We start from the raw sequence: 26113 nt of genomic DNA, 5'->3' as shown, positions 1-26113 counted from the left end.
CCATAGCCACGCGGCGATGACGGGGCTTTTCAAACGCGTCAGAAGCGCGTTTTCTGGGGCGAGGCCGGACTTGGGTGTGCAAGGGATGTGCGGCCGTGACGTGGCGGAGAGAGTTGAAAGGACCAAAAGAATGATCGACCGCGATTATTGCCGGATGATGGCGCGCTACAACGCATGGCAGAACGAACAGGTTGCCGAAGCGGCAGAGGGATTGCCAGACAAGGCGCTGCGTGAGGATCGGGGGGCGTTCTTTGGATCGATCCTCGGCACTCTCAATCATCTTTTGTGGGCGGACCTGTTGTGGATGGCGCGGTTTGATGGCGGCGCACGTCCCGAGGGCGGGATCAAGGACAGCGTGACGCTTTGTCCGACGCTCGCGACGTGGAGTGCGGAGCGATTTCGCACCGACGGGCGTATTCGTATGTGGGCCGACAAGGTGCGGGCGATCGACTTAACGGGGGATCATAGCTGGCACTCTGGGGCGCTTGGGCGCGAGGTCAGCAAGCCGATGGCGCAATGCGTGGTGCATTTCTTCAACCACCAGACGCATCATCGCGGGCAGGTGCATGCGATGCTTACGGCGGCGGGATGCAAGGGGATCGGGGACACGGACCTTATTTTCATGCCTGAAGCAGAAAGCTGGCTCTGACCGGGGACACCTGCGACGAGCATATTTTACCAAGATGAAGGCCGGGATGGCCCGGTCGAAAGGAGAGAGACATGTTCAAGGCGCTTGTGGTCAACAAGGACGAGGACAGCGGCAAGACATCGGCGGCGGTTGAGGAAATCTCGGTCGATGACCTGCCGCATGGCGAGGTGCTGGTCGCGGTGGATTTTTCCACGGTCAACTACAAGGACGGGCTCTGCATCGGGCCGGGGGGCGGGCTTGTGCGCAAGTATCCGCATGTGCCGGGGATCGATTTTGCCGGCACGGTCGAGGAGAGCGCGGACGATCGCTATAAGCCGGGCGACAAGGTTGTCCTGACTGGCTGGCGCGTGGGAGAGGCCCATTGGGGCGGCTATGCCCAGAAGGCGCGGGTGCTGGCCGATTGGCTTGTGCCGCTGCCTGCGGGGCTTGATACACGCGCGGCGATGGCGGTGGGCACGGCCGGATTGACGGCAATGCTCGCGGTGATGGCGCTTGAGGATCAGGGGCTCAAGAAAGACCACGGTCCCGTGCTTGTGACGGGGGCTGCGGGCGGTGTCGGCTCGGTCGCGACGGCGATCCTTGCAAACCTCGGCTATGAGGTGGCGGCGGTCACTGGGCGGCCCGAGCAGGAAGCCTACCTGCGCGAGCTTGGCGCGGGTCAGATCGTGGCGCGCGAAGAGCTTGAAGAGGTGACGCGCAAACCGCTTGAAAGCGAAATCTGGGCCGGTTGTATCGACGCGGTGGCCGGTGCGATGCTTGGCCGGGTGTTGAAACAGATGAAATATGGCGGGTCCGTCGCGGCGATCGGCCTTGCGGGCGGGGCGGCGATTGAGGGCGCGCTCATCACGCCGTTCATCCTTCGGGGGGTGAACCTTCTTGGCATCGACTCGGTCATGCAGCCCTATGACAATCGTGTCCGCGCCTGGCAACGCATTGCCAGCGATCTGCCGATGGACAAGCTTGAGGCGATGATTCAGCCGGCAACGCTTGCGGACTTGCCGCAGCTTGGCAAGGATATCCTCAAGGGGCAGGTCAAGGGCCGCGTTGTGGTTGACGTCAACGCCTGATCGGCCGACAAACGAGACCGGCAAGGCGCGCGCGCTTTGCCGGTTCTTGCAATCTAGCCGGAAGAGGCGCGCCATGAGCAGCTATGACAGCGACAACATCTTTGCCAAGATTCTGCGTGGGGAGATCCCGAGCGAGAAACTCTATGAAGATGACGAAACCTATGTGTTCATGGATATCATGCCGCGCGCGGACGGGCATTGTCTGATCATTCCGAAGACGCCCTGCCGCAATATGTTGGACGCGAGCGACGATCAGCTCACGGCCTGCCTGCGCACGGTGCGGAAGATGGGCCATGCGGTCATGGCGGCGTTTGATGCGGGCGGCGTTACTGTGCAGCAGTTCAACGAGGCGCCCGGCGGGCAGGAGGTCTTTCACCTGCATTACCACGTCTTGCCGCGTCATGAGGGCGTCAAGCTGCGTCCGCCGGGGCAGATGGCGGATTTCGATGTGCTTAAGGCACAGGCCGACAAGATCCGTGCTGCACTCGAGACGCTTTGAGTTTTTTCGAATTATATTCGAAAAACAGCATCTATTTGATCTAGATCATGTTGCCCGCCGCGTTTGGCGGGCAGTTTCGTATCTGTAAGGTGCATCTGGAAAGCATGTTTCCTCCGCAATCCTGACAGCTTGCCGGGTGCGCCTTACGTATCTTCCCCACGACACCGAAACGTCAGACAGATACAGGACCTGGATATGAAGCGATTCCTTACCGCCCTGGCCCTTACGGCCATGACCGCAGCCAATGCCGCCTCGGCAGACGATCAAAAAGATCTCGTCACCATTCTCACCGCGCCGGAGCCGCAGACGCAGCTCATGTCGATGGTGCTTACCATGCAGGCGGTGCAGCAGGGCGCGGCGGCGCATATCCTGCTATGCGGCCCAGCCGGTGATCTTGCGCTCAAGGATGCGCCAGAAAGCGCCACGGCGGGCCAACCACCAAAAAACATGAGCCCGCAGGGCCTGATGCAGATGATCATGAAACAGCCGGGCACGAAGGTTGAGGTCTGCGCGATCTATCTTCCGGGCAAGGGCGTTGGGCCGGATGTCCTGCTTGATGGGATCGGTGTCGCGAAACCCGGTGAGATGGCGAAAGCCGTGCTTGAGGCCGATGCGTCGATGAGCTTCTGAGCACGGGTCACGCGTTTTCCTTGCGAGGGGCGGTCCATTGGGCCGTCCCTTTTTCGTGAGCCGTGACGGATCGGGCTTGACCTCTGGTATGGGGCTGGCAAAGTCGCAGCCATGGATCTTGATATCGACTTTGTGCGCGGGCAGTTTCCCGCCTTGCAAGAGCCCTCCCTTGCCGGGCAGGCCTTCTTTGAAAATGCTGGTGGATCATATACTTGTGCGCCAGTGATTGACCGTCTCACGCGGTTTTACCGGGAACGTAAGGTGCAGCCCTATGCGCCCTATGAGGCCTCGCGCCTTGGCGGTGCCGAGATGGACGAGGCGCGGGCGCGAATGGCGGCGATCCTTGGGGTTGAGACCGAGGAACTGTCTTTTGGACCGTCGACGACACAGAACACCTATGTGCTTGCCCAGGCCTTTCGCCAATGGATGAAGCCGGGCGATGCAATCATCGTCACCAATCAGGATCACGAGGCCAATACCGGACCATGGCGACGGCTTGCCGATGAGGGGATCGAGATTCGCGAATGGCAGATTGATCCGGAGACCGGGCATCTTGACCCTGAACAGCTTGGCGAGATGCTCGATGACCGGGTGCGGCTCGTGTGTTTTCCGCATTGCTCCAACGTCGTGGGCGAGATCAACCCGGTGACAGAGATCACGGCGCTGGCCCATGCGGCGGGGGCGTTTACCTGTGTCGATGGCGTGTCCTATGCGCCGCACGGTTTTCCGGATGTGGGCGCGACCGGGGCGGATATCTACCTGTTCTCGAGCTACAAGACCTATGGCCCGCATCAGGGGCTCATGGTGATCCGCAAGAACCTTGGGATGATGCTTCCCAATCAGGGGCATTATTTCAATGCCGAGACGCTCTATAAGCGGTTTACGCCTGCGGGGCCGGACCATGCGCAGGTCGCGGCCTGTGCCGGGATGGCGGATTATGTCGATAGGCTTGCCGATCATCACGGGATCACGGCGACGACGCCCGCGGGGCGCGGGGCAGCCGTGCATGACCTGATGCGCGCCCATGAGGAGCGTCTCTTGCAGCCGGTGCTTGACTACGCCGCAGCCAAGAACTCGGTGCGCCTTCTCGGCCCGCAAGACGCCGGAGCACGGGCGCCGACGGTGGCGCTTGCCTGCGCGCACGCCGGGGAAGAGCTTGCGCGCGCGCTGGCAAAGCACGGGATCATGGCGGGCGGGGGCGATTTCTACGCCAACCGGGCGCTTGAGGCGCAAAAGGTCGACATGGCGAAAGGGGTGCTGCGGCTCAGTTTCGTGCATTACACCTCGGAGGCGGAGATCGCACAATTGCTCGAGGCGCTTGACGCCGTGCTCTGAGGGCCAAGATGCAAAACTCTTGCTCGGGCGCGACATTCTGACCTAGCATCCTTCTCGAGAGACCAAGAGGAGGGTGCGATGGTCTTTACGACGACGGACGGGCAGGACGATCTACCGCGCTATTTCAGCAATGTCTTCGAGCTCGCAACGAAGATCAGGCGGGGGCGGATCGACTTTGTCATGCCCGACGGTCGCTGTTTTCGCGCCGAGGGGATAGAGGCGGGCCCGGTTGCCGAACTTCGGGTGCATGACGAGGATACATTTGCGCGGCTTGTGCGCGAAGGCGATCTTGGGTTCTGCGATGCCTATATCGAAGGCGGCTGGAGCACCCCGGATTTGCAGGCGTTTCTCGATTTTCTACAGGCCGACAATGATGTGCTCTATGACGGGTTCCCGGGAATGTTCTTTGTTCGTCTTTACGAACGGATGCGCCATTGGATGAACCGTAACACCAAGGATCAGGCCAAAAAGAACATCTCCTATCACTATGATCTCGGCAATGATTTCTATGCGCTTTGGCTCGATGAGACGATGACCTATTCCTCGGCGCTCTTTGAGACCGGTCAGGAGAGCATGGAGGCGGGGCAAGAGGCGAAGTACGCCTCGATGATCGACCAGATGGGGGCGCAACCGGGGGATCATGTGCTCGAGATCGGCTGTGGCTGGGGCGGGTTCGCGGAATACGCGGCAAAGGAGCGCGGGCTACGGGTCACAGGGCTGACGATCAGCGAAGAACAATTGAAGTATGCGCGGGAACGCATTGAAAAAGCAGGGCTTTCCGATCTGGTCGAGTTTCGCCTTCAGGACTATCGCGACGAGACCGGACAGTATGATGGGATCGCCAGTATCGAGATGTTCGAAGCCGTGGGCGAGCAATACTGGCCTGCCTATTTCAACACTGTGCGTGAGCGGCTCAAGCCGGGCCGCAACGCGACGCTCCAGATCATCACCATCACCGAAGAGCGGTTTGAGATCTATCGCAAGGGCGTTGATTTCATCCAGAAATACATCTTCCCCGGCGGCATGCTCCCAAGCCCCGGCGCGCTTCGTGAGGAGATCGGCAGGGCGGGGCTTGATCTCGTGCGGTCGATCGAGTTCGGAGAAAGCTATAGCCAGACCTTGCGGCGATGGCATGAAACCTTCAATGCGCGGTGGGATGAGGTGCAGGCGATTGGCTTTGATGACCGATTCAGGCGGATGTGGAATTTCTACCTGACCTCTTGCGCTGCGGCGTTTCACAGCGGAAACTGCGATGTGACCCAGATTACAATTCGAAGGCCCGCCTGATGCCTACAGGACCGAAACTCGTTGGTGCCGTGTGTCTTGCCATCTTGGCCGCTCTTGTGGCCGAGCTTACAAAGCAATCCATCCTCGCGGAACGCAGCATGAGTTTCGGCTATTTCACCCCGGTAAGCGCGCTTGTCGGGGGTTTTGTCGGTTGGCGGTTTCTTGGCGGCACGCGGCCCGAGGCAGGCCTGGCCCCGACCTTGGCGCATGGGTTCTCGGCGGTGATCCTGATGCTGCTGCTCGGGTTGTTCGTCTTTGGGTGTTACGACATGTTGATGAATGCGCTCGACCGGCACTATCGCGACGTGGCGCAGGCGCTGCGTGGGATCATTGATTTCGCCATCGAATATACGCCGTTCCTCATGCGCTATGACATCATCGTTGTGCTTTTTGGTGGGGCGTTGGTGTCGGGTGTGCTGACAGGGCTTGCGCGGCGGCACTGGAGATAGGTTTCATGACATCGCTGTTTTTCTACGGGACGCTGCGCCACGTGCCGCTGTTGTCCATTGTCCTTGGCCGCCCGGCAGAGGAGATCGCGCTTTGGCCTGCGATGCTTGAGGGCCACGCGGTGCATGCGGTTGTGGGCGAGAGCTTTCCGATGCTTGTCGAAGGTGGGGATGGAGCGCGGGGGCTCTTCGTGGAGGGCTTGAGCGCGGAAGACCTGACGCGGCTGCGATTTTATGAAGGCGGGTTCGACTATGATGTCGAGACGCGCGTTGTGGCGACGGAGAGCGGGCCACGCGAGGCAGATGTTTTTATTCCTCCCAATGGGTTGCGGGCTGATCCTAAACTTTGGTGTCTTGACGCTTGGGTGGCTGAATGGGGGGAGATGACGCTACACGCGGCCCGCGAGGTCATGTCTTATTACGGTGAGGCGAGCGCGCAGGACGTGGCGCGGCGGTTTGCGATGATCCGCGCCCGTGCCGCGGCAAAGGTCAATGCGCGGCAGGGTGCGCGCGGCCATAGCCCGTGTGGCTTCACAGATAACGACGTGGAGGTTGCGAACGTCACCCGCGCTTATGTCGATTTCTTTGCGCTCGATGAATATGATCTTCGTTTTCGCCAATACGCGGGTGGGCAGAGCGAGACAGTCAAACGCGCGGTCTTTGTCGCGACGGATGCCGTGATCGTGTTGCCCTATGATCCGGTGCGCGACCGGGTGCTCCTAGTCGAACAGTTCCGCTCGGGCCCGTATGGCCGCGGCGATCCGCGCCCTTGGCAGCTTGAGCCGATTGCCGGGCGGATCGACGCGGGCGAGACCGCAGAAGCAACGGCGCATCGCGAAGCCGAGGAGGAGGCGGGTTTGACGCTTCGGACATTGCATGACGTGGCGCATTGCTATGCCTCGCCGGGATGTTCCACGGAGTTTTTCGATATTTTCGTCGGGATAGCCGATTTGCCGGATGATGTCGTCGGGGTCTCGGGGCTCGAAAGCGAGCAGGAGGATATTCGATCATACCTGTTCAGCTATGACTCCTTGATGGAGCTTGTGGATCGCTTCGAGGCGGTCAATGCGCCGCTGGTTCTGGCGGCGCTTTGGCTTGCACGTCATCGTGAGCGGTTGCGTGAGACGGCTTGAGTTCGCCTGACCCGCGTCTTACACAAGATTCAGGATAAGTTAAGGAGCGCACCCATGCAGTATGCCGCCGATCTCGCCGCCGCCGTGGGGAACACCCCATTGATCCGCCTCAAGAAGGCCAGTGAGGCGACCGGGTGCACCATTCTAGGCAAGGCGGAGTTCCTCAATCCGGGCCAGTCGGTCAAGGATCGGGCCGCGCTCTATATCATTCGCGATGCAGTGGCGCGCGGCGATCTGAAACCGGGCGGTACGATTGTGGAAGGCACCGCCGGCAATACCGGGATCGGTCTTGCGCTTGTCGGTGCGTCAATGGGGTTCAAGACGGTGATCGTCATTCCCGAGACGCAAAGCCAGGAAAAGAAGGATATGCTCCGCCTCGCTGGGGCACAGCTTGTCGAGGTTCCCGCAGCGCCTTACAAAAATCCGAACAATTACGTTCGCTACTCTGGGCGTTTGGCGGCGAAACTTGCAAAAACAGAACCAAATGGCGCAATCTGGGCAAACCAATTCGATAACGTCGCCAATAGGGTGGCCCATATCGAAACCACCGGGCCGGAAATCTGGGAACAGACCGGCGGCAAGGTCGATGGGTTCGTCTGTGCAGTTGGGTCGGGCGGCACGCTGGCGGGTGTTGGCATGGCGCTGCAACCAAAAGGCGTCAAGATTGGTCTTGCCGACCCGATGGGTGCCGCGCTTTACAGCTATTACACGACAGGCGCCTTTGCTTCTGAGGGGAGCTCGATCACCGAGGGGATCGGCCAGGGGCGGATCACCGCGAACCTTGAAGGGTTCACGCCGGACATGTGCTATCAGGTGCCCGATGATGAAGCCCTGCCGGTGGTCTTTGATCTACTGAGCGAAGAGGGGCTTTGCCTTGGTGGATCGTCTGGCGTGAATATCGCCGGGGCGATCCGCATGGCCAAGGAAATGGGGCCAGGGCATACGATTGTGACCGTGCTCTGCGACTATGGTACGCGCTATCAGTCGAAGCTCTTCAACCCGGCGTTCCTCAAGGAAAAGAACCTGCCGGTGCCGGATTGGCTTGATGCGACCCCAGCGGCCGTCCCGCAGGTCTTCGAGGAAAGCTGAGGTCTGGCATGGCAGTCTTGCGTCGGGTTCTTGGAAGTCTGTGCGTCGTTTTGTTGCTGGGCGTGCAGGCCGTGTTGGCCCAAGACGACAGTGCGCAGCCGGATTTTGCGGAATGGGAACGGGTTTCTGAGCGCGCGGCCGAAGCGATAGAGGCGGGGCGGGCCTCGGAAGTCGCGATGGATTCCCTGCGCCAACAGCTTGTTGATTGGCGCAGCGAGTTCCGAAATGCGCAGAGCCGCTACTCCGTCGCCGCAAACACCACGCAAGCCAAGCTCGACACACTTGGACCAGTGCCGGAGGGCGGCGACAGCCCGGAAGTGGAAGCCGAGCGCGCCCGGCTCGAAAAGGTGCTTGCAGAAGCCCGCGAGCCAGTGTTGCGGGCCCAGCTTGCCGAGACAGAGGCGACAGAGCTGATCGAGGGGGTCGATTCAGTCGTGCAAGGGCGACGCACGGCACGGCTCTTGGAGCGTGGGCCGACACCGCTCAACCCGGTGCACTGGACCGGGGCGCTTCTGGCGCTGCAACAGACCAATACGCTTATCCTCAACGAATTGCGCACGGCGTGGGATTATGAATGGCGCACAGGCGACCTCCAGAAGAACCTGCCACGGGTGATCGCGCTTTTGATTGTCGGGGTTGTCCTGATCCTGTTCGGGCGCCGCTGGACCGAGAACGCCCAAGCGCTTGTGCGACGCGATCAGATGTCGGGGCGGCGTTGGATTCTTGGGCTCGCGGTATCGTTCGGGCATCTTGTGCTGCCGCTTGCCGGTGTGATGATTTTGGTCGAGGCGTTCTATGCCAGCGATCTTGCAGGCATTCGGGGCGATATCATCCTGTCGATCCTGCCGGAAGCCGCGTTTGTCCTGTTATTTCCAATCTGGCTTGGCCGTCGGGTCTTTCCTTATGAGAGCGAAGATGGGTCTATCCTTCTTTTGAACGACGAACATCGCCGGGAAGGTCGGGCGCTTTCGGTGGCGACGGGGATCATCCTTGCCTTCTCGCTTTTGCTTCAGGCGATTTCAGGCTTCGAAACCTGGACGGCGGGAACGCGGGCGGTGTTGATTTTCCCGCTGATCGTGTTGGCGGCGGGCGTCATGGTGCGGATGGCGCGTCTTTTGCGGGTGCATATCAGCGGTCGCGACACCGACCTAAGCGAGGAAGATATCCCCGGCGCCAACCTGCAGCTTATGCGGCTTGTCGCGCTTGGTTATCAGCTTGCTGCGGTGCTTGGGGTGCTTCTCGCGGTCGCTGGCTATAGCAGCGCGGCTGTGGCGCTCGTGTTTCCGACCATCTACACGCTGCAATTCCTTGGGTTCCTGGTGATCCTGCATCGCGGGTTGGTGCGGGTGTTCTCGGTCTTGGCGGGCTTGAGTGCGGAAACCGGCGAAGGGACGCTTTGGTCGGTGTTGCTTGGCTTTGCCATTTCGATAGCGGCGGTGCCTGTGGTGCTCTTGATCTGGGGTGCACGCAGCCAGCAACTTGCCGAATGGGCGGCGCTGATCGGGCAGGGGCTTCGGGTTGGGGAAGTCACGATTTCGCCAATGCAGCTCGTGATCTTCTTTGCGGTGTTCGGGATTGGCTATGCGATCACGCGGCTCTTGCAGGGGACGCTCAAGAACTCGGTCCTGCCACGCACTAAGATCGACGTCGGGGGGCAAAATGCCATTGTCTCCGGCGTCGGATATGTCGGCCTCACCATTGCGGCGCTGATTGCGATTCATAACACCGGGATCGACCTCGGCTCGATCGCGCTTGTCGCCTCGGCACTTTCGGTTGGCATCGGTTTCGGCCTGCAGACCATCGTGTCAAACTTCGTCAGCGGTATCATCCTGTTGATTGAGCGTCCCATCGCCGAGGGCGATTGGATCGAGGTGGGCGGGCAGATGGGCTATGTGCGCGATATCTCGGTGCGCTCGACCCGGATTGAGACCTTCGACCGCACCGATGTCATTATCCCAAACAGCGACCTCGTTGCTGGTACGGTCACCAACTACACGCGTGGGAACACCGTGGGCCGGGTCATCGTGCCGGTGGGCGTTGCCTATGGCACCGAGCCGCGCAAAGTCGAGGCCATCTTGCTTGAGATCGCGCGGGCACATCCGATGGTGCTTGCCAATCCAGAACCCTATGTGGTGTTCCAAGGGTTCGGTGCGAGTTCGATGGATTTCGAGATCCGCGCCATCCTGCGGGATGTGAACTGGGTTCTGAATGTGCGCTCCGAAATGAACTACAAGATCGCGGAGCGGTTCATGGAAGAAGGGATCGAAATTCCCTTCCCGCAACAGGATATCTGGCTGCGCAATGCCAAGGCGCTGCGCACGGACGAAGATGAGGGGAAAGACGACGCATGAGCGAGCTGCTTTTTCGCGAGGACGCGTATCTGCGCGACGCTGAGGCGCGGGTCACGTCCCATACGGCCGAAGGCGGGATCGTGCTCGACAAAACGGTGTTCTACCCCACGGGCGGCGGCCAGCCGGGCGACAGTGGCAAGCTTCGCTGGGCGGGTGGCAGTGTGTCGATCGCGACGGCGGTCAAGGCCGGGCACGACGACGTGGCGCTTGTTCCGGCAGAGCCCGTGCCCCTGCCTCCGGTAGGGGCCGTGGTCCAACAAGAGATCGATTGGGAGCGACGGCATCGACACATGCGGGTCCACACGGCGCTGCACCTGCTGTCGGTGGTCATTCCCTTGCCTGTGACCGGTGGCAGTATCTCAGCCGAGAAAGGCCGGCTCGATTTCAATATGCCAGACGCCCCGGACTCTCCCGAGGCGCTTCAGGAGGCGCTCAACGCGCTGATTGAGCGTGATCTCGTTGTGCATGAGAAATGGATCAGCGCCGAAGAACTCGCCGCCAATCCGGGCCTTGTGAAGACCATGTCGGTACAGCCCCCGACGGGGAGCGGCGATGTGCGTCTCGTGGCGATTGGAAAGGGGGCGCGACAAGTCGATTTGCAACCCTGTGGCGGCACGCATGTCGCGCGGACCTCAGAGATCGGCGGGGTCCGGATCGGCAAGATCGAGAACAAGGGCCGGCAGAACCGCCGGGTAAATCTCCATCTTGAGAATTAAAGCGTTTTGCCTCTTGCAAGCCCCTGCCGGGTAACGTTAAAGAGCGCAGCACGGAGCGGTGGCCGAGTGGTCGAAGGCGCACGCCTGGAAAGTGTGTAGGCGGGAGACCGTCTCCAGGGTTCGAATCCCTGTCGCTCCGCCACTTGCCAAAGAAAAACCTTTCTCTTTGGTAAGCGGGCGCGAAATTTTCCCCTATATTCAAAGGCCTTAGCAGGCATTGCATTTACCTCGCACGTGCTGTGGGTTGCCGTATCCTCTCTCTATAGGCCGATATTCTCCGCAGCGGGTAACACAAGAATCGCGCTACATTCATGCTAATTAATTGAAAATGCTTAACTTTATGGCGCGCTGTAGTTCCTTTCGCTGGCAATGTCGCGATGGCAATCTGGTGCTAGCATCGAACTTTTTTCTAGGGCACCTGCTATCAAGCTTCATAATAAGCATATGAAAATACTTGCATTTTTGCTGACCTTATTCATCCTGAGGACGGGGTGAGTTGCAAGAGGGACCCGCGCGATGACAGCCGAAGACAAACCACCTACTTCATCTTTCGATCCTGCGGATTTCCTAGAGAACGGTGATGCCATCCTGGGGTATTTGACCGACGCCTTGGCCAGCGGTGATCCTGCTTTCATCGATGATGCTTTGGACGTGTCGGTCCGTGCGGCAAGACGGCTGGGCCCGATCTCGGCGACAAATTTGCTCCCCTCTGATTATGAAGCGTTTTTTGCCGGGTTGGGCGCAGGTGCTGAATTGGGTGAGGAATTGCAGAGTGCTGTTGCCAGATTTCGAGCCCGCACAGTTTCCGTTGCGACCGACGACGCAGACCTGTTCAAAGAGCGAACGTGCCCATCCTGCGGTGCGCGAATGCTGCGCGATGTTCGCGACATGACCTTGGAGCACCGAGGTCGGTCGGCCATCATCGGGATGCCCGGATGGTACTGCGTTGAGTGTGGTGAAGGTGTGCACTCCGGTGATGAAATGGTCGCGTCGGATGCCGCGCTGGCGCGGTTAAAAGCCGAGCTCCAACGGGCCTTTTCCGCTGATGAGCCTACCTTCCAAGCGCTCGATGCAGGACAGATTATCGATCGAAACAGGAAATAGGTGCATGCGTGAAAATGGATGCCGCGGTGCTGGAACAATCCTTACAACGGTCTGCGCGCCCTAAGGGAAATCTATCTCAGCGGCGGAATTGGCGCAGCGGATTTCTGATCCTCAAAGCCTCGAAAAATACGACGCATAAGCAATATCACTAAGGAATACGGAAAATGATTTTGAGAGATCAAAAACGCTGCCCAACGCATCCGGGTGAGTTGCTGCGGGATGATGTTTTGCCATGCCTGGACTACAGCAAGACACAGCTTGCCAAAATGCTGGGCATTTCTCGGCAACATTTCTACGACATCTTGAATGAAAAGAAGCCCGTCAGCGCACCCGTCGCCGCGCGCTTGGGGAAGATGTTCGGAAATGGATCGTTGTTCTGGATCCGGATGCAGGGTGCGCATGACGCCTGGCATGCCGAGCGTGAAATTGATGTAAGCCAGGTGCCGACATTGGACGTCGCGTGACGTTGATGTTTGAATTCGAGATTGTGATCAGTTTTCCCGATGGAAAGCCTGACGAGGCTGCGGTGCTGGACACATTGTTTCAAGCAGGGCTGGATGACACGATTGTTGGGACTGGCCGGCCGGATGTGATCGCACTCAGTTTCAAACGCAATGGCCCCAACTTGGAGCAAGTCCTTACGGCTGCTGTGGCGCAGATTATGGCCGCCTTCCCATCAGCTTCGGTACAGATTGTGGACTTGGCTGTGCTTGGCGACGTAAAGGGCAAGGCCGAAGTCATCCGCCGAGTTCGCGCAGCTGCGGTACAGAAGGCAACGGCTGGCGACGATGCTGCTGCCAGTCAGGACTTTTTGTACAGACCTGATGGCTTGCCATGGTCGGCTTAGGCCAACCAGAAGAACATGCGGAGAATACCGGCGACAATCTCCGCAATTTATGCGGACATTGTCTTGAGCACGCCACTCATCAACGGTTCGCGCCGAACGGCATCGGTTGGCCCACGTCCACGCGGACGGCCGGGTTCATGGCATATCGTGGTAGCCAAGCTCCCAGCGTTGCTCGGCCCACATCGGCGTGAAGGGATCGAGCAACTCACGAAGGGTTTTGTTGGGGTTCCGTCCTTTCAGGATTGCCTCGACGATGTCGGGCGCCAGAGTTGTTAGCCGCATGGTGCGGATCATGTAGGAGGCTGGAATTTTTTCGTACTCAGCCAGGTCTTTGATCGACGCAAAATGCCCTTCGTCAACAAGCCGTTTCCAACGATGCGCCCGCGCGAGCGATTTTATCAGCGCGTTGTCCAGTTTCGGCGGTGGTGTGGCAAAATCTGGCAGGACCATCTCTTTGCGACCGCCGCGCCGTTTGAGCTTGAAGGGAATGGTCAGTGTGATGGTCTCGGCTGTGGTAGACTTTTCTGTCATGCTGCGTCCTTTCTGGGGAGAGTTCGGGATTTTAGGTCCTGGGCAAGGTGGCAAAGGCCGTCGACGCGCAAGTGCACTTTCATATCCGTCTCGGAGACGTCGATGTGATCGATCAGGATCGAGGCAATGCGCGCTTGTTCGGCTGGGAAGAGTTCGCTCCACAGCGGGTCAAGGCTTTTGAGCGCAGCGTGGATATCCTGCTCGCTGCAGGCCCGCTTATCGTCTGCAGCATTGCGCCAGGACTCGGCCACGATTTCAGGTTGCCGGAACACTGCACGAAGCTGCGCGGTGACGCTGGCTTCGATTTCACCGGCGGGGATGCGCCCCACCGGACAGCTGCCAGCACCGTGCTTCAAGATCGTCTGGCTGACATAATACCGATAAAGCCGGTTGCGCTTGCGGGTGTGGGTCGGCGAAAACATCGCGCCGTCAGGTCCGCGTATGAGGCCTGACAGCAATGCAGGGGTCTGTTTACGGGTGCTGGCGGCGCGAATGCGCGGGTTTTCACTATTGATCGCGCGGGCCTTTTCCCAGGTTTCCATGTCGATGATGGGTTTGTGCAGGCCGGGATAGGTCTCGTCTTTGTGCACGATCTTGCCGATATAGATCGGGTTGGTAAGGATCCTGTGGGCATAACTATTGCTAATTGGATTCCCTTTTGGCGTCCTCAAACCGCGTTTTTCTGCCTCTTTGGCAACGAGTAGGGTCGAGCCGAGGCTGATGAACCGTTCAAAGATCCACCGCACATCCGCGGCTTGGGCTTTGTTGATTTCAAGCCTGCGGTTGAGACAAACGTAGCCATATGGTGGGACGCCGCCCATCCACATGCCCTTTTTCTTCGAGGCGGCAACCTTGTCGCGGATGCGCTCTGCGGTCACCTCGCGCTCAAACTGGGCGAAAGACAGCAGGATGTTCAGCGTCAATCTGCCCATCGAGGACGTGGTATTGAACGATTGCGTCACGGAGACGAAGGTCACGTTATTTCGCTCGAAGGCCTCTACCAGTTTGGAAAAATCCATCAGTGAGCGTGAGAGGCGGTCAATCTTGTAAACCACGACCACATCAACCAACCCATCCTCGATATCGGCCAGCAGTTGTTTTAGCCCGGGCCGCTCCAATGTGCCGCCCGAGATGCCGCCGTCGTCATAGTGTTCACGAAGGGCGACCCAACCCTCCGAGCGCTGACTGGCAATGTAGGCTTCACAGGCTTCGCGTTGGGCGTGAAGCGAGTTGAATTCTTGCTCGAGGCCTTCCTCGCTGGATTTGCGCGTATAGACCGCGCAGCGCATCTTTCTTGGTGCTGGTTTTGTCATTTGCGCTTCCTGTAATTGTTGAGGCCAAAAAACACGGGGCCGTTCCAGCGTGTGCCGGTGATGGCCCGTGCAATGGCGGATAGGGATTGATACGGGCGGCCTTGCCATTCGTAGCCATCGGTGGTGACCGTCACGACGTATTCCTCACCCTGCCATTCACGGATTAGGCGGGTGCCTGCGATGGGCTTGAGGTCGTGACGAATGCGCCTTTTGGCGGAATTGTCGCCGTCCCATTTCTCGGCCAATTCTTCGAGCCGTTTTCGGGTCTCTGGTTTCAGGCCGCCATAAGCGAGTTCCTGGATACGATAGCTCAGACGCGTTTCCAGGTAGCGCCGGGTGAAGGGCGGTGGCTCCGTTCCCATAAGGTCGCGCCAAATTTCGCGCAGTTCGGTGGGCGTCTTGATTTTGAGGGCGGCGACGCGGGCGTACACGGGATCTTCTTTGGTCATGGGACCTCCTTGTGAGTTGGTTCCGCATGAACGCTCCGCGTGCCTGGAAAGTGTAGAGAACTTTCTCTCTTATTTTCAGTGTGTTGGCTAATTTTTCGCGCTCGCAGCCGCAAATATCCAATCGCAAGGATCTTGCACAGTTCAGCGCGCCGCTCGCGCGGTGTCATTTTCGTGGGATGCAAGGAATTAGCCGCTGCCAGCGGCGCGAAGATATCGTCGTACATTTTGGGTTCTCTCAGATTTGTACGCTGAGAGAACCGTTCTGTTTTCACTTATTCAAGCAAAAACAATGGCTTGTCGTCTTGTGTCGGTTTGTGGCGCCTCATGTCGGCAGGCTGAATTAGACCCGACGGCCGTACCACCGAATCCGGCCAACGATATTGACCTCGTCGAGAAGGCATTCATAGGGCGAGTAGTTGGGGTTGTCGGAGGTGACGCGGATGCGCGGAGGGTCGCTAGACGGAATGTGCTCGATCCGCTTGGCCATCAGCCCCATGCCGTCATGCAGGACGAAAAGCCCTGGCGGATAGGGCGACTTGCGCCCCATATCGACCAAGATCGTATCCCCATCATTCAATGTGGGCACCATGCTGTCCCCAGTGACGCGCAGGATCCGGAGGTTTTTTGGGTTGGCCTCCAACTCATCTTCAATCCAGGACAAACGGAAATGGTAGAGTTTGCTGGCCTGCTCATCCTCGGAATGGACGACCGTGCCCCCACCCGCAGAAGCCTTCGCCTTGACGCCAGAAATGCCGACGAAGGTCGTGTCCGGAGAATAGATCTTGGGGGCTTCGCCCTCTATCGTGCCATCACCGTCGATCAGCCAGTCAACATCGACCTTCAAGACGTCCGCAACCTTCTGCAGCTTGGCGCGGCTCGGCCGCACAGACTTGCCGCGAATGATGTCGTAAATGAAGGATCGGTTGAGCCCTGAAGCCTCTGCCACCGCTGCTGGCGTCATATCAAGCTGGAAAGCCCGCGCTTTCAGCCGCTGCGCGATGTTCGTGACGATCATAGTTATCCCCAGCCTTTTGTGGACTAAGTAGGATATCTATTCTGTTGAAAGTGGACAGTCAAACAGATAAGAACAATATGTGAACAAAGGGGGCTGCCGCCAGTGTTGATTCCACGAGACTATTTCACCCTACAGGAGGTTTTGGCGGACTGGGGCATCTCTGAGTCCGAGCTGGGCTATGTCGTGGAGATGGGTCAGCTGACTTTGTCGGTTCGTGTCTACGGCTCCTTCATAGTTGCCGATCGAAAAGACCGCCCCGGTCGGTGTAACCCTGACTTCGAGGGGGTAGTGGATCTGGAGCGGCGTGACGCGATGCGGGTACTGCGCAAGCAAGCCTGTTCTGTCTCGTCCTTTGTGCAAAACGGTGGAAACGTGACGACGTCTGAGGGCGCTGTGGATTGGGTTGTCTATCGCGACGCGCTGCTTGTCCGCGCCGCTGAGCGCGAGCATTTCGAGGCAACGATCATGGCCACCGGTGCTCCCCATGCCAATGATTATGATCGGTTTTTGTCGTTTTATCTTAATGGGCAGCACTACCTCTTTACAGACATGCAGGCGCGCGCTTTGAACTATTTGTTCATCTGCGCCATCACGGGTGACCCAGAGCAGCGCGGTGCTCAGATCTTGGCGGCGGCAGGGTCGGCTTCCTTGAAACTCAGCTATTTGTTTTCCAGCCGGAAGGGGTGGCGCGACATCGTGCACCCCGTCGCGAAGCGCCGAGGGTATTATATGATCGAACCTGCCTTGGTGGTGACGATGCGCGTCGGCCCCTGATACCAAACCTCCCGCTGAACAGGCCCGCGTAAGGCGGGCTTTTTTTTGCCTTGTGCGCATCATGATTCGATTTTGGCGCTCATTGAGTAGCCCCCTTCGGTCGGTGTTCGGTCGGAGCTTGGTTGGTGAATGGTTGGTGTTGGGTTGGAGCTCCGACCTAAAATTTTTTGGGTGTTGATTTTCCAACAAAATTTATTTTCGGTCACCGACCATTCATGCCACGACCTCCAACCCAAGGGTTTGGCAAGTTGCCCTCATCAACTCGATGAGGACCGCTATGGAGCAAGATCATACCCTATTAAGCACGAAGCTCTTGTCTCGGCGCTGGAACATTGCGCCGCGCACCCTGGAACGTTGGCGCGCCGAAGGTCGTGGCCCGCAGTTCGTCCGGATTGGCCGGCATGTGCGCTATCGCCAAACTGATATCCAGGCCTTCGAAGCCAAGCATATCGAGGCCGCTGGGCCAGCGCCGACCCTGACTATTGTTGGGTGCGCCGCATGATCGTGCATATCCCATCCAGTTCGACCGCAGTTTCGGAAATCACGCTGATGGCGTGGGTTGATGTTGCCGAGCCGGGCGCGCGCCTGGTCTATCACCGTGGGTTTCTGGTGGTCGACACCACGCCCAATGTCTCCACGCTCGGCAAACCCGCACTCGAAGATCTGCGCGCCACGGCCAACGCCGCATACCGGCTTTCTGAGCTTGGCCGTATCCACCTTGTCCAGGAACGCCTTGGTCCGGACCGGTTCGCCTATCTCGCCATCGCCCGCCCGCATAAGGGCGCCGTTCCCTCCGCATCCGTGAAGCAGCTCGCGGAAGCTGCCTGACCCATCCCCGAAAAGGAGCCCCTATGACCTATCCCGAAAACACCCCGAGCGTGGATGACATGCTCAATATGCCCACTGGCGATCTGGCGCAGATGCCGGTCGAGTTGCTGGCCGCCCTTCAAGGCGAGCTTGATCACGCGAGCAAACAGTTGAAGGCAGCGACTGCGCGGTTCAGCTCCGCCCTCGAGGTGCGCTACGCCACCCGCGCGGCCGAAGCCCGCCGGGCTTGCGGTAAGGATACCGGCACGGTGCGCATCGTTGATGGCGACTACACCGTGGTGGCCGACCTGCCGAAGCGCGTCGACTGGAGCCAGGAGAAGCTTGCGCAGATTGCCCGGAACATTGCCGACAGCGGCGAGGACCCGGCCGAGTTCATCGACACCAAGCTGACCGTCTCTGAGCGCAAGTACAATGCGTTGCCTGGTGCCTGGCGTGACGGTTTCGAGCCTGCGCGCACGGTGAAGGTGGGCGCGTTGAAGATCACCCTTTTGAAGGGGGACACAGTATGAGCCTTCGCATCCTATCTGCCGATGAACGGCTCGCAGAAGCGCAGGGCAAAACCACTCTTGCGGTTTTTGGGCCCAGTGGTGGCGGTAAGACAACCCTGCTGACCACCATGCCCGCAGACAAGACAGTCTGCGTTGATTTTGAAGCTGGCCTCAAATCAGTTCAACACTGGCGTGGGGATAGCCTACCAGTTCGGCGCTTTGCTGATGCTGTGGATATCGCTTGTTTGATCGGCGGCGCAAATCCAGCTGCGCAGCCCGATGAGCACTTTTCTGAAGCCCACTATAATCATCTTCGAGCACAAAACCCCGAGCTGGCGGCACGGTTGGATGCCAAAAGCATCGTCTTTGTGGACAGCATCACAGATCTGACCCGTCAGGCGATGGCCTGGGCCAAGACCCGGCCAGAGGCGCTGTCGGACCGCACGGGTAAGCCGGATACGCGGGGCGCCTATGGCCTGCTGGCGCGTGAAGTCATCGGGCTCTTGAAGCATCTGCAGCATGCGCCCGGCAAGACGGTGATCTTTGTAGGCATCCTCGAGCGGCTAACCGATGAGATGAACCGCACCATCTGGCAGCCGCAGATGGAGGGCGGCAAAGCCGCGCGCGAGCTGCCCGGCATTGTCGACCAGGTGATGACGCTGAGCCTGTTCAGCCGGGAAGAGGCGCCCGACGGCGGCGTCACATGGCGGCATGATCCGGACAAAGGCCAGGAGCGCCGCCTTGTCTGCCGCTCCGGCAATCCCTGGGGCCTGCCCGCCAAGGATCGTTCCGGCCGTCTGGATACGACCGAGCCGCCTGACCTGGGCGCGCTGCTCTCCAAAATCAATCAACCCCTGAAAGGACAATCCGATGACCTTTGACATGAACGATGTGGCGCCGCAGCAAGCCGGCGACCTAATCCCTGACGGCACTTTCGCCAAAGTGACCATGTCCATCCGCAAAGGTGGCGTGGACGGCATGAGCGAGGTTGATCGCGGCCTTCTCAAATCCTCGAACCAGCCCGGCAGCGATGTGCGGATGGTGGATGCCGAATTCACGGTGGCCGAGGGGCCCTTTGCTCGGCGCAAATTTTGGCAGAATTTCACGGTCCAGGGCGGCAAACTCGACGAGCAAGGCCAGTCTGTTGGCTGGAAAATCTCCAAAAGCCAGTTCCGGGCGATGATCGACAGCGCGCTTGGGCTGAACCCGGAAGACATGAGCGATGCTGCCAAGGCCAAACGCGTGCTGCGCGGTCTTGCTGATCTCGATGGCATCACCTTCGTGGCCAAGATCCAGATCGAGCCGAACCGCAACCCAGCCTACAAGGATGCCAATAAGCTCGACCATGTGGTCCTGCCCACCGCGCCTGAATGGCAAAAAGTCATGGCAGGGGAACAGGTCCCGGCGCAGCCGTCAAACCGTCCACGCCCTGCAGCTGCGGGGCCAGTATCCGCATCGCCGGCTTGGGGGCAATCGCAGCCCGCCAGCAGCGCTTCGACACCTGCTTGGTCGGCCGGGTCAGGTCAATCCAGCGGTCAGCTTGCAGCACCTTCGGAAGCAGCCAAACCCGCTGGTGGCCCAGCCTGGTTGAACCCGTGAGCCCGGATGAATGGCAGGCGCATGTCACCACGCAAGCGGCCCTCGCGATGGGGCGCTGGTTGGAAGCGCGGGGGCGGCTCGACCGCCCCATCGCCACCCTCACGCGAAAGGATCTCGAATGCATGGCGTCAAACGCGATCAGCCGCTTCATCGTTCTGGCCTCGGAACGCAGGACAAGAGGACCCGATCCCGAGGAACTTGCAGCACTCGACCTGCTGCTCATGGGGTGAGCCGTGCTGAACTGGCCCGCTGTGTGCCTTGCGCGCTGTGCGGCCGGGAAGCCCGGGGCTTCGGCTACTGCCACCAGCTGCGATGGGATCGCCACCCGTATCACCGATTTTGTTCGATGGCCTGCCTCACCGTGGGCAGCGCCATCGCCCGGAGGAACTTTGGAATGATTGATAAGACCGACATGGAAATCCGCGCGATCCGTGCGGCGCGGCGCGATCTGGCCGAGGCGCTGACGGAGATGGGGCTGATGAATGCCTTCTTCGACCGCTCGGCCGAGGACATCGATCGGCTGATCGAGGCCTGCGTATACGGGTTTCAAGGGGCGATGCAGCGCCAGTCTGATGCCGGCGCAATACCGTTTTGAGGAATTGGGAATGCTCGACCTAAACCACCAATCTGGCTTCGTCTACGGTCGCAGGAGCACGGACCCTGTACCGCTCGGGGCAAGGATCAATGCCCATATCGATGCCGCACTTGTGGCTGAACGCGATGCCCAACGTCCCCGCGACTATCTTGGCGCCAGCCGTATCGGTGAGCCTTGTGCGCGGCGACTTGTTTATGAATTCACCAAAACACCGGTTGATCCTGGCAAGGAATTTGCTGGCCAGACTTTGCGTATCTTCGAAGCCGGCCACGTTTTCGAGGATTTGGCCATCCGTTGGTTGCGAGCGGCCGGTTTTGACCTGCGCACAGAAAAACGCGGCGGTGGCCAATTTGGATTTGAAACTGCAAGCGGGCGCATCCGTGGCCATGTCGACGGTGTCATCGTTGGCGGCCCCAACGTTGAAATTCCCTGGCCAGCGCTTTGGGAGCACAAGGCGCTCAAGGCCTCGAGCTGGAACGACACGGCCCGAAAGGGCGTGCGCGTGTCGAAGCCCGTCTATTTCGCGCAGATGCAGATTTACATGGCCTACATGGCGCTTGATGCCGCGCTGTTCACTGCGTTGAACAAGGACACCTGCGAGATTTACCACGAATATGTGCCGTTCGACGCCGCTGAGGCACAGGCGCTCTCGGATAAGGCTGTCCAGGTTCTGCGCGCGGCCGATGCCGGTGATCTGCTGCCGCGGATCGCATCCCATGCCGATTTCTACCTCTGCCGTTTCTGCCCCTTCAGCCTGCGCTGCTGGTCGGAGGAACGGCCATGAACATCACCGTTTCTGAGGCGCAAGCGAAGGCCATTTCCACAATTCGGGACTGGTATCTCAACCGCCGGCATCAGCAGCAGATCCTGCGGGTGTTTGGCTATGCCGGGACCGGGAAGACCACGATCACGAACTTGGCCATGCAGGCACTTGGCCTAGAGCCGATGACGCCCGGAGGCTTGGGCGGCGTGCTCTTTGCCGCCTTCACCGGAAAGGCGGTGCTTGTCATGACGCGCAAGGGCACACCGGCGCAGACCATTCACAGCCTGATCTATCGTCATTCCGAAGCCTCGCCCGAAGAAATCGCGCGCGTGACAGAGGAACTGGTGGCGCTGGAGCGCGACCTGTCGCGCATGGCGCCGGCGGAGCGTGGCTTTGCCCAAGCGCAGATTGCCCAGCTGAAACTCCGCCTCGACCACATCCATGAGCCGCAATTTGTTCTGAACCCGCAATCTGACCTGCGCGATGCCGATCTCTTGGTGCTTGATGAGGTGTCGATGGTGGGCAAGCAGATGGCAGAGGATCTTCTGGCCTTCGGAAAGCCCATCCTGGTCCTGGGCGATCCCGGGCAATTGCCACCCGTCGGTGAGGAAAGTTTTTTCACCGATGCTGAGCCGGACGTCATGCTGACGGAAATCCACCGTCAGGCGGCTGACAGCCCGATCCTGCGTGTGGCCACCATGGCACGTCGCGGTGAACCCATCCCATTCGGCGCTTTCGACGAGAATGTTTGGAAGATGTCGCAGCGCGACGTGATGCCGGGACAGCTGCTCAACGGTGGGCAGGTGATCTGCGGCAAGAACGCGACGCGCCGCCGTCTCAATACGGCGATGAAACGGGCTGCCGGGTTCGGCGCGGACTACCCCACGGGGGCGGGCGAAAAGATCATCTGCCTGCGCAATCGCAATGATCTCGGCCTGATCAATGGGATGTTCTTGAAGCTCACCGACGTGCGACCGCATCCGCATAATCCGCGTGCCTTCCGTGCCGAAGTCCAGACCGAGGACGGTCTCGCGATCCCGGGCGAGCAGGAGTTCTGGCGCGGCGAATATGACGACCATGTTGTCTTTGACCCAAACCGCAACCGTCATGAATGGGCAACGCGCCGCGGTCTGATCGAGAGCAGCTGGGGCTACGCGATCACCTGTCACAAGGCCCAAGGATCCTCCTTCGGCACGGTCATCGTCTTTGACGAGGGCTTCGGTCGCAGCGCCGAAGAGTACAACCGCTGGCTCTACACCGCCATCACCCGGGCCGAACATGGCCTGCTGATCCTGTCATGAAAGGAGTGTCTCAAATGCAAAAGCCATCTCGAGATCCGCGTTCGCCTGCAGAACAAGAGGCGAGCCTGCAAGCCATTGCCACGCGAACCGGTACCTCTGTCGAAGAATTGCGTCAACTTGAGCAGGCCTTGAGAGAGATACCGATCGATCGTTACCTCGAAGGGTGTTTTGGTGAAAATCACGGTGCGTTTTACGATCCGCGCGAGGACCTCTGGATTGTTCCCAACCACGCGCATGATGGGCCTGGTTTTGCGTTCACCGCAATCCGGAGCGACCGCAGCTGGTTTGCCGGCGTTGTACCCCCGGGGGTATTCCAATGAGTGCGGTGGTTATCGATCTCAACGATGTGATCCCAAACTATACTGAGGCACCGCGCTTTGATCTCGACCTGATCGTGCAGCGTTTGCGCGAAACCGCCGAGACCTGGGTGCCGCGTTTGTTTCCGAACGGCAAACGTGTCGGTGATGAATGGCGGCTGGCCAATATCCGCGGTGATGCCCCGCGTAACACCGGCTCTTGTGTCATCGCCCTGCGTGGCCCGCATGCCGGCGACTGGATTGATTTCGACGGGAATGCAGGTGGCGGGCCGATCAACACGATCGAAGAAGGGACAGGTCTGACCGGTCGTGATCTCATCATCGAGGCGGCGGACATGACAGGCGTAAACGCTGGGGCACCGGCGCGTCAGGCGCCCGTGGTCACGCCCGGGCCTAAGCGCGACCCGGCGCAGGAGATCGCGCACATCCTCTCGCGTGCCGTGCCAGTCGCGGACAATGCCGCTGCGACCTATCTCGCCGGTCGCTCACTGACCGTGCCCCACGAGTCCGATCTCCTGTTCCACCCAGATCTGACCCACTGGGAAACCAAGACCGGCTACGCTGCGTTGCTGGGCCAAGTGCGCGATCGCAGCGGCCAGATCATCGGACTGCATCGCACCTACCTCGTTTCGGATGGGAACGAAGTGCGCAAAGCCCCGATTGCCAAGCCCAAGATGATGTTGGGCCGCATTGCAGGCGGCGCGGTTAGACTGGCCGCGATCGGCAAAGACGGGCGTGTCGCGCTCTGTGAAGGCATAGAAACCGGTCTGGCGGTGATGACGGCTTGCCCAGACCTGCCGGTCTGGGCCACGCTCTCCACCTCCGGGCTTGAACAGGTGGAATTGCCGCCGGCGGCTCAACGCGTGCTGATCCTTGCCGATCATGACGCATCGGGCGCCGGGTTGCGCGCGGCTGAGGCGAGTGCTCGCCGCCTACGCGCTCAGGGCCGCGATGTCGCCATCGCAATCCCGCCTGAGGAAGGCGAGGACTTCAACGACATGTTGCTAAGAGCCGGTTCATCAGTCGTCGCTCAGCTCATCGCGGCCACCGAACAGGAGGTCGATGCCGAGGCCGTTCTGCAAATTGGTCAGCATCGGCCGTTGAATTACCAAGGCACTGGCAATGACATCCCCGTCCTGCGCGCTGACGAGGGCGATCTTGGTCGCGCTGTGGCGCAGGTCTGGAGCGTGGTCATGGCCTCGAACCGCACGCCTTGGGTTTTCCGCTTTGCCGGGCAGCCGACCTGGGTGGTGCCCGATGACGAAGGCCGACCCGTCGCCACGATCCTGAATGAAGAACGCCTGCGCCACATGCTGGCGCGCCTCGCCCGCTGGGTCCGCGAAAACGCCAAGGGAGATTTGCTGCCTGCGCCGCCGCCGGTGGCTACCGTCAAATCGGTACTCGCCACGCCTGACCCTGCGCTGCCGGTGCTGACAGGTATCGTGAACACGCCCGTCTTCGGCCGCAGCGGCACGCTGATCACGGCGCCAGGCTATCACCCAGATGCGCGGCTGCTTTACGTCCCGGCACCGGGCTTCACCGTGCCAGACATCCCGAAGCGCCCCACAGAGGCAGAGATCGCCGCGGCGCGCGAGCTGATCTGCGACGACCTCTTCGGGGACTTTCCCTTCACTGGCGTGGCGGAGCGCGCCCATGTGGTGGCGCTGCTGCTTCTTGGCTTCTTGCGCGGCATGGTCGACGGGCCCACGCCGCTGCATTTGATCGAGAAGCCAACGCCTGGCACTGGGGCCACTCTGATGGTTGACGCCGTGGCCACCATCCTGACCGGCACCGGTGCCAGCGTCATGACCGAGGGACGAGACGACGAGGAATGGCGCAAGCGCGTCACCGCAAAGCTGCGCCAGATTCCCTCGATTATCCTGATCGACAACCTGCGGGCCAAGCTCGACAGTTCTGCCGTTGCAGCCGCACTGACCGCTCCCTTCTGGGAGGACCGCGTGCTTGGGGCCTCGGAAATGACCCGGTTGCCGATCCGTTGTCTGTGGATCGCCACCGGCAACAACCCCGAGTTCTCCAACGAGATGGCCCGCCGCCTCGTGCGCATCCGGCTCGATGCGAATGTCGAGCGCCCCTGGCAGCGTGCTGGCTTCCGACATCCCGATCTCATGGTCTGGATCCGTGCCAACCGTGCACGCATCGTGGCCGCGTGCCTGACGCTTTGTCAGGCTTGGATCGCCGCGGGCAAACCACGCGGCAGCAAGACCATCGGGTCCTATGAAAACTGGGCACAGGTCATCGGGGGCGTGTTGGAGACGGCCGGCATCCCGGGGTTTCTTACGAACCTCGAGGATATGATGGCCGCCTCCGACAGCGAGGGTGCGGGTTGGAGCGCATTCATCGCCGCCTGGTGGGATCGGTTTGGGACGGCACCGGTCGGGTCTGCAGACTTGTTCGATGTTGCAATAGCCTGCGACCCGACACCGCCAATGAGCGGTAATAACCATCACGCTCAGAAAACGGCTTTCGGCATGTCGATTTCGCGCATGCGGGATCGGGTGTTCCGGCTCGAAACACGCGCCGTTCGGGTCCGGAAAGCTGGCGTCTTGCACAAAACGATCCGGTGGCAACTTGAGCTCTGTGATGTTGAGCCGCCGTCAAATGCAGCCAATCAACCTGAAGTTGGGGGGCCTTTGCCCTCAGGTGGGGGCCTCGAAAAGCAAGGCCCCCACAGGCAACATGCTGAAAACAATGATAAATGGGGGCCTTGGGGGGCTTGGGGGCCTATTTCGACCCCTTCGCACACGCGCATGCGCGCGCACGCGCACGATGGGGATGACCCGGAAAAAGGCCCCCAAGGCCCCCCAGCCCCCCAAAGCGATGAAAAAACAGAAGCTTACATGTGGGGGCCTAGGTGGGGACCTCAAAATGAAGGTCCCCCAAGGCCCCCACGCCCCGATTGGCTGAAGGATCTCGACCCATGAGGCCCCCAGCTTTCCAATTCAATCCGACGACGGCGGCCGGTACCG

30 protein-coding genes and 1 tRNA gene are annotated in these 26113 nt (G+C 60.1%); 27 read left to right on the top strand and 4 right to left on the bottom strand.

The annotated features are described in order from the left end of the window. Positions 1-130: 130 nt before the first annotated feature. The 15 genes from R1W01_RS06395 to R1W01_RS06325 all read left to right on the top strand — a co-directional run bounded on the left by R1W01_RS06395 (position 131) and on the right by R1W01_RS06325 (position 13153). Positions 131-649, top strand: a complete 519-nt coding sequence (locus R1W01_RS06395; protein ID WP_297755265.1) for a DinB family protein — start codon at positions 131-133, stop codon at positions 647-649. A 71-nt stretch (positions 650-720) separates the two neighbouring features. Further along, positions 721-1716, top strand: coding sequence for an acryloyl-CoA reductase (acuI, locus tag R1W01_RS06390; protein WP_297755262.1), 996 nt, complete (start codon positions 721-723; stop codon positions 1714-1716). Between the two features lie 73 nt (positions 1717-1789). Then, positions 1790-2215, top strand: a complete 426-nt coding sequence (locus R1W01_RS06385) for an HIT family protein (protein ID WP_243612713.1) — start codon at positions 1790-1792, stop codon at positions 2213-2215. A 195-nt stretch (positions 2216-2410) separates the two neighbouring features. Continuing rightward, on the top strand, positions 2411-2845 hold the full coding sequence (locus R1W01_RS06380) for a hypothetical protein (RefSeq protein WP_297755259.1): 435 nt from the start codon (positions 2411-2413) through the stop codon (positions 2843-2845). Between the two features lie 111 nt (positions 2846-2956). Further along, positions 2957-4180, top strand: coding sequence for an aminotransferase class V-fold PLP-dependent enzyme (locus tag R1W01_RS06375; RefSeq protein ID WP_243612715.1), 1224 nt, complete (start codon positions 2957-2959; stop codon positions 4178-4180). 78 nt (positions 4181-4258) lie between these two features. Further along, positions 4259-5467 (top strand): SAM-dependent methyltransferase, encoded by a 1209-nt coding sequence (locus R1W01_RS06370; RefSeq protein WP_297755253.1) that lies wholly within the window; start codon positions 4259-4261, stop codon positions 5465-5467. Then, a complete protein-coding gene (locus R1W01_RS06365) occupies positions 5467-5916 on the top strand; it encodes a TrgA family protein (RefSeq protein WP_243612717.1) in 450 nt (149 codons plus the stop codon). Before R1W01_RS06370 ends, R1W01_RS06365 begins: the two co-directional genes overlap by 1 nt. 5 nt (positions 5917-5921) lie before the next feature. Then, on the top strand, positions 5922-7046 hold the full coding sequence (locus R1W01_RS06360) for an NUDIX domain-containing protein (protein ID WP_297755249.1): 1125 nt from the start codon (positions 5922-5924) through the stop codon (positions 7044-7046). Positions 7047-7100: 54 nt separating this feature from the next. Continuing rightward, on the top strand, positions 7101-8135 hold the full coding sequence (locus R1W01_RS06355) for a cysteine synthase A (RefSeq protein WP_297755246.1): 1035 nt from the start codon (positions 7101-7103) through the stop codon (positions 8133-8135). An 8-nt stretch (positions 8136-8143) separates the two neighbouring features. Further along, the gene (locus R1W01_RS06350) at positions 8144-10486 is read left to right on the top strand and encodes a DUF3772 domain-containing protein (protein WP_297755243.1); all 2343 of its coding nucleotides are present in this window, start codon (positions 8144-8146) and stop codon (positions 10484-10486) included. After that, a complete protein-coding gene (locus tag R1W01_RS06345) occupies positions 10483-11202 on the top strand; it encodes an alanyl-tRNA editing protein (protein ID WP_243612721.1) in 720 nt (239 codons plus the stop codon). Before R1W01_RS06350 ends, R1W01_RS06345 begins: the two co-directional genes overlap by 4 nt. A gap of 52 nt (positions 11203-11254) precedes the next feature. Next, positions 11255-11344, top strand: a tRNA-Ser gene (locus R1W01_RS06340). Between the two features lie 374 nt (positions 11345-11718). Further along, the gene (locus R1W01_RS06335) at positions 11719-12306 is read left to right on the top strand and encodes a YgiT-type zinc finger protein (protein ID WP_317275150.1); all 588 of its coding nucleotides are present in this window, start codon (positions 11719-11721) and stop codon (positions 12304-12306) included. A gap of 164 nt (positions 12307-12470) precedes the next feature. Then, a complete protein-coding gene (locus R1W01_RS06330) occupies positions 12471-12770 on the top strand; it encodes a HigA family addiction module antitoxin (RefSeq protein WP_317275149.1) in 300 nt (99 codons plus the stop codon). A gap of 5 nt (positions 12771-12775) precedes the next feature. Continuing rightward, positions 12776-13153: a hypothetical protein gene (locus tag R1W01_RS06325; protein WP_317275148.1), complete on the top strand. Its 378-nt coding sequence runs from the start codon at positions 12776-12778 to the stop codon at positions 13151-13153. Between the two features lie 135 nt (positions 13154-13288). Here R1W01_RS06325 and R1W01_RS06320 read toward each other — a convergent pair whose 3' ends face one another. The 4 genes from R1W01_RS06320 to R1W01_RS06305 all read right to left on the bottom strand — a co-directional run bounded on the left by R1W01_RS06320 (position 13289) and on the right by R1W01_RS06305 (position 16461). Beyond that, positions 13289-13684, bottom strand: a complete 396-nt coding sequence (locus R1W01_RS06320) for a hypothetical protein (RefSeq protein WP_317275147.1) — start codon at positions 13682-13684, stop codon at positions 13289-13291. Then, positions 13681-14997 (bottom strand): recombinase family protein, encoded by a 1317-nt coding sequence (locus tag R1W01_RS06315; RefSeq protein WP_317275146.1) that lies wholly within the window; start codon positions 14995-14997, stop codon positions 13681-13683. The genes R1W01_RS06320 and R1W01_RS06315 overlap by 4 nt, the downstream gene beginning before the upstream one ends. After that, positions 14994-15446 carry a DUF2924 domain-containing protein gene (locus R1W01_RS06310; RefSeq protein WP_317275145.1) on the bottom strand — a complete coding sequence of 151 codons (453 nt, stop codon included), beginning with the start codon at positions 15444-15446 and terminating at the stop codon, positions 14994-14996. Before R1W01_RS06310 ends, R1W01_RS06315 begins: the two co-directional genes overlap by 4 nt. 340 nt (positions 15447-15786) lie before the next feature. After that, on the bottom strand, positions 15787-16461 hold the full coding sequence (locus R1W01_RS06305; RefSeq protein WP_317275144.1) for an XRE family transcriptional regulator: 675 nt from the start codon (positions 16459-16461) through the stop codon (positions 15787-15789). Positions 16462-16563: 102 nt separating this feature from the next. On the opposite strand from R1W01_RS06305, the gene R1W01_RS06300 reads away from it, so the two are divergent. The 12 genes from R1W01_RS06300 to R1W01_RS06245 all read left to right on the top strand — a co-directional run bounded on the left by R1W01_RS06300 (position 16564) and on the right by R1W01_RS06245 (position 26068). After that, complete coding sequence (locus tag R1W01_RS06300) at positions 16564-17235, top strand: hypothetical protein (protein ID WP_317275143.1); 672 nt, start codon at positions 16564-16566, stop codon at positions 17233-17235. Between the two features lie 277 nt (positions 17236-17512). Further along, positions 17513-17737, top strand: coding sequence for a helix-turn-helix domain-containing protein (locus R1W01_RS06295; RefSeq protein WP_317275142.1), 225 nt, complete (start codon positions 17513-17515; stop codon positions 17735-17737). Beyond that, complete coding sequence (locus tag R1W01_RS06290; protein WP_317275141.1) at positions 17734-18063, top strand: hypothetical protein; 330 nt, start codon at positions 17734-17736, stop codon at positions 18061-18063. The genes R1W01_RS06295 and R1W01_RS06290 overlap by 4 nt, the downstream gene beginning before the upstream one ends. 23 nt (positions 18064-18086) lie before the next feature. Continuing rightward, complete coding sequence (locus R1W01_RS06285) at positions 18087-18572, top strand: hypothetical protein (protein WP_317275140.1); 486 nt, start codon at positions 18087-18089, stop codon at positions 18570-18572. Beyond that, a complete protein-coding gene (locus tag R1W01_RS06280; RefSeq protein WP_317275139.1) occupies positions 18569-19432 on the top strand; it encodes an ATP-binding protein in 864 nt (287 codons plus the stop codon). The genes R1W01_RS06285 and R1W01_RS06280 overlap by 4 nt, the downstream gene beginning before the upstream one ends. Further along, on the top strand, positions 19422-20150 hold the full coding sequence (locus tag R1W01_RS06275; RefSeq protein WP_317275138.1) for a hypothetical protein: 729 nt from the start codon (positions 19422-19424) through the stop codon (positions 20148-20150). The genes R1W01_RS06280 and R1W01_RS06275 overlap by 11 nt, the downstream gene beginning before the upstream one ends. Then, on the top strand, positions 20147-20380 hold the full coding sequence (locus R1W01_RS06270) for a hypothetical protein (RefSeq protein WP_317275137.1): 234 nt from the start codon (positions 20147-20149) through the stop codon (positions 20378-20380). Before R1W01_RS06275 ends, R1W01_RS06270 begins: the two co-directional genes overlap by 4 nt. Before the next feature lie 164 nt (positions 20381-20544). Next, complete coding sequence (locus R1W01_RS06265) at positions 20545-20745, top strand: DUF6511 domain-containing protein (RefSeq protein WP_317275136.1); 201 nt, start codon at positions 20545-20547, stop codon at positions 20743-20745. A gap of 10 nt (positions 20746-20755) precedes the next feature. After that, positions 20756-21529, top strand: a complete 774-nt coding sequence (locus R1W01_RS06260) for a hypothetical protein (protein WP_317275135.1) — start codon at positions 20756-20758, stop codon at positions 21527-21529. Then, entirely contained in the window at positions 21526-22809 is a 1284-nt protein-coding gene (locus R1W01_RS06255; RefSeq protein ID WP_317275134.1) for an ATP-dependent RecD-like DNA helicase, read from the top strand. The genes R1W01_RS06260 and R1W01_RS06255 overlap by 4 nt, the downstream gene beginning before the upstream one ends. Positions 22810-22823: 14 nt before the next feature. Next, positions 22824-23129 (top strand): hypothetical protein, encoded by a 306-nt coding sequence (locus tag R1W01_RS06250; protein ID WP_317275133.1) that lies wholly within the window; start codon positions 22824-22826, stop codon positions 23127-23129. Then, positions 23126-26068 (top strand): toprim domain-containing protein, encoded by a 2943-nt coding sequence (locus tag R1W01_RS06245; protein ID WP_317275132.1) that lies wholly within the window; start codon positions 23126-23128, stop codon positions 26066-26068. Before R1W01_RS06250 ends, R1W01_RS06245 begins: the two co-directional genes overlap by 4 nt. Positions 26069-26113: the final 45 nt, after the last annotated feature.

The organism is Shimia sp. FJ5 (genome assembly GCF_032918335.1).
Taxonomy (GTDB): domain Bacteria; phylum Pseudomonadota; class Alphaproteobacteria; order Rhodobacterales; family Rhodobacteraceae; genus Shimia; species Shimia aestuarii_A.
The sequence above is the reverse complement of the archived record's forward strand: the minus strand, read 5'-3'. Positions and strand labels throughout refer to the sequence as shown.

Excerpts from the sequence above, each read along its gene's own strand:
- R1W01_RS06395 (WP_297755265.1), top strand. The coding sequence starts at position 131 with ATGATCGACCGCGATTATTGCCGGATGATGGCGCGCTACAACGCATGG.
- acuI (WP_297755262.1), top strand. The coding sequence starts at position 721 with ATGTTCAAGGCGCTTGTGGTCAACAAGGACGAGGACAGCGGCAAGACA.
- R1W01_RS06385 (WP_243612713.1), top strand. The coding sequence starts at position 1,790 with ATGAGCAGCTATGACAGCGACAACATCTTTGCCAAGATTCTGCGTGGG.
- R1W01_RS06380 (WP_297755259.1), top strand. The coding sequence starts at position 2,411 with ATGAAGCGATTCCTTACCGCCCTGGCCCTTACGGCCATGACCGCAGCC.
- R1W01_RS06375 (WP_243612715.1), top strand. The coding sequence starts at position 2,957 with ATGGATCTTGATATCGACTTTGTGCGCGGGCAGTTTCCCGCCTTGCAA.
- R1W01_RS06370 (WP_297755253.1), top strand. The coding sequence starts at position 4,259 with ATGGTCTTTACGACGACGGACGGGCAGGACGATCTACCGCGCTATTTC.
- R1W01_RS06365 (WP_243612717.1), top strand. The coding sequence starts at position 5,467 with ATGCCTACAGGACCGAAACTCGTTGGTGCCGTGTGTCTTGCCATCTTG.
- R1W01_RS06360 (WP_297755249.1), top strand. The coding sequence starts at position 5,922 with ATGACATCGCTGTTTTTCTACGGGACGCTGCGCCACGTGCCGCTGTTG.
- R1W01_RS06355 (WP_297755246.1), top strand. The coding sequence starts at position 7,101 with ATGCAGTATGCCGCCGATCTCGCCGCCGCCGTGGGGAACACCCCATTG.
- R1W01_RS06350 (WP_297755243.1), top strand. The coding sequence starts at position 8,144 with ATGGCAGTCTTGCGTCGGGTTCTTGGAAGTCTGTGCGTCGTTTTGTTG.
- R1W01_RS06345 (WP_243612721.1), top strand. The coding sequence starts at position 10,483 with ATGAGCGAGCTGCTTTTTCGCGAGGACGCGTATCTGCGCGACGCTGAG.
- R1W01_RS06335 (WP_317275150.1), top strand. The coding sequence starts at position 11,719 with ATGACAGCCGAAGACAAACCACCTACTTCATCTTTCGATCCTGCGGAT.
- R1W01_RS06330 (WP_317275149.1), top strand. The coding sequence starts at position 12,471 with ATGATTTTGAGAGATCAAAAACGCTGCCCAACGCATCCGGGTGAGTTG.
- R1W01_RS06325 (WP_317275148.1), top strand. The coding sequence starts at position 12,776 with ATGTTTGAATTCGAGATTGTGATCAGTTTTCCCGATGGAAAGCCTGAC.
- R1W01_RS06320 (WP_317275147.1), bottom strand. The coding sequence starts at position 13,684 with ATGACAGAAAAGTCTACCACAGCCGAGACCATCACACTGACCATTCCC.
- R1W01_RS06315 (WP_317275146.1), bottom strand. The coding sequence starts at position 14,997 with ATGACAAAACCAGCACCAAGAAAGATGCGCTGCGCGGTCTATACGCGC.
- R1W01_RS06310 (WP_317275145.1), bottom strand. The coding sequence starts at position 15,446 with ATGACCAAAGAAGATCCCGTGTACGCCCGCGTCGCCGCCCTCAAAATC.
- R1W01_RS06305 (WP_317275144.1), bottom strand. The coding sequence starts at position 16,461 with ATGATCGTCACGAACATCGCGCAGCGGCTGAAAGCGCGGGCTTTCCAG.
- R1W01_RS06295 (WP_317275142.1), top strand. The coding sequence starts at position 17,513 with ATGGAGCAAGATCATACCCTATTAAGCACGAAGCTCTTGTCTCGGCGC.
- R1W01_RS06290 (WP_317275141.1), top strand. The coding sequence starts at position 17,734 with ATGATCGTGCATATCCCATCCAGTTCGACCGCAGTTTCGGAAATCACG.
- R1W01_RS06285 (WP_317275140.1), top strand. The coding sequence starts at position 18,087 with ATGACCTATCCCGAAAACACCCCGAGCGTGGATGACATGCTCAATATG.
- R1W01_RS06280 (WP_317275139.1), top strand. The coding sequence starts at position 18,569 with ATGAGCCTTCGCATCCTATCTGCCGATGAACGGCTCGCAGAAGCGCAG.
- R1W01_RS06275 (WP_317275138.1), top strand. The coding sequence starts at position 19,422 with ATGACCTTTGACATGAACGATGTGGCGCCGCAGCAAGCCGGCGACCTA.
- R1W01_RS06265 (WP_317275136.1), top strand. The coding sequence starts at position 20,545 with ATGATTGATAAGACCGACATGGAAATCCGCGCGATCCGTGCGGCGCGG.
- R1W01_RS06260 (WP_317275135.1), top strand. The coding sequence starts at position 20,756 with ATGCTCGACCTAAACCACCAATCTGGCTTCGTCTACGGTCGCAGGAGC.
- R1W01_RS06255 (WP_317275134.1), top strand. The coding sequence starts at position 21,526 with ATGAACATCACCGTTTCTGAGGCGCAAGCGAAGGCCATTTCCACAATT.
- R1W01_RS06250 (WP_317275133.1), top strand. The coding sequence starts at position 22,824 with ATGCAAAAGCCATCTCGAGATCCGCGTTCGCCTGCAGAACAAGAGGCG.
- R1W01_RS06245 (WP_317275132.1), top strand. The coding sequence starts at position 23,126 with ATGAGTGCGGTGGTTATCGATCTCAACGATGTGATCCCAAACTATACT.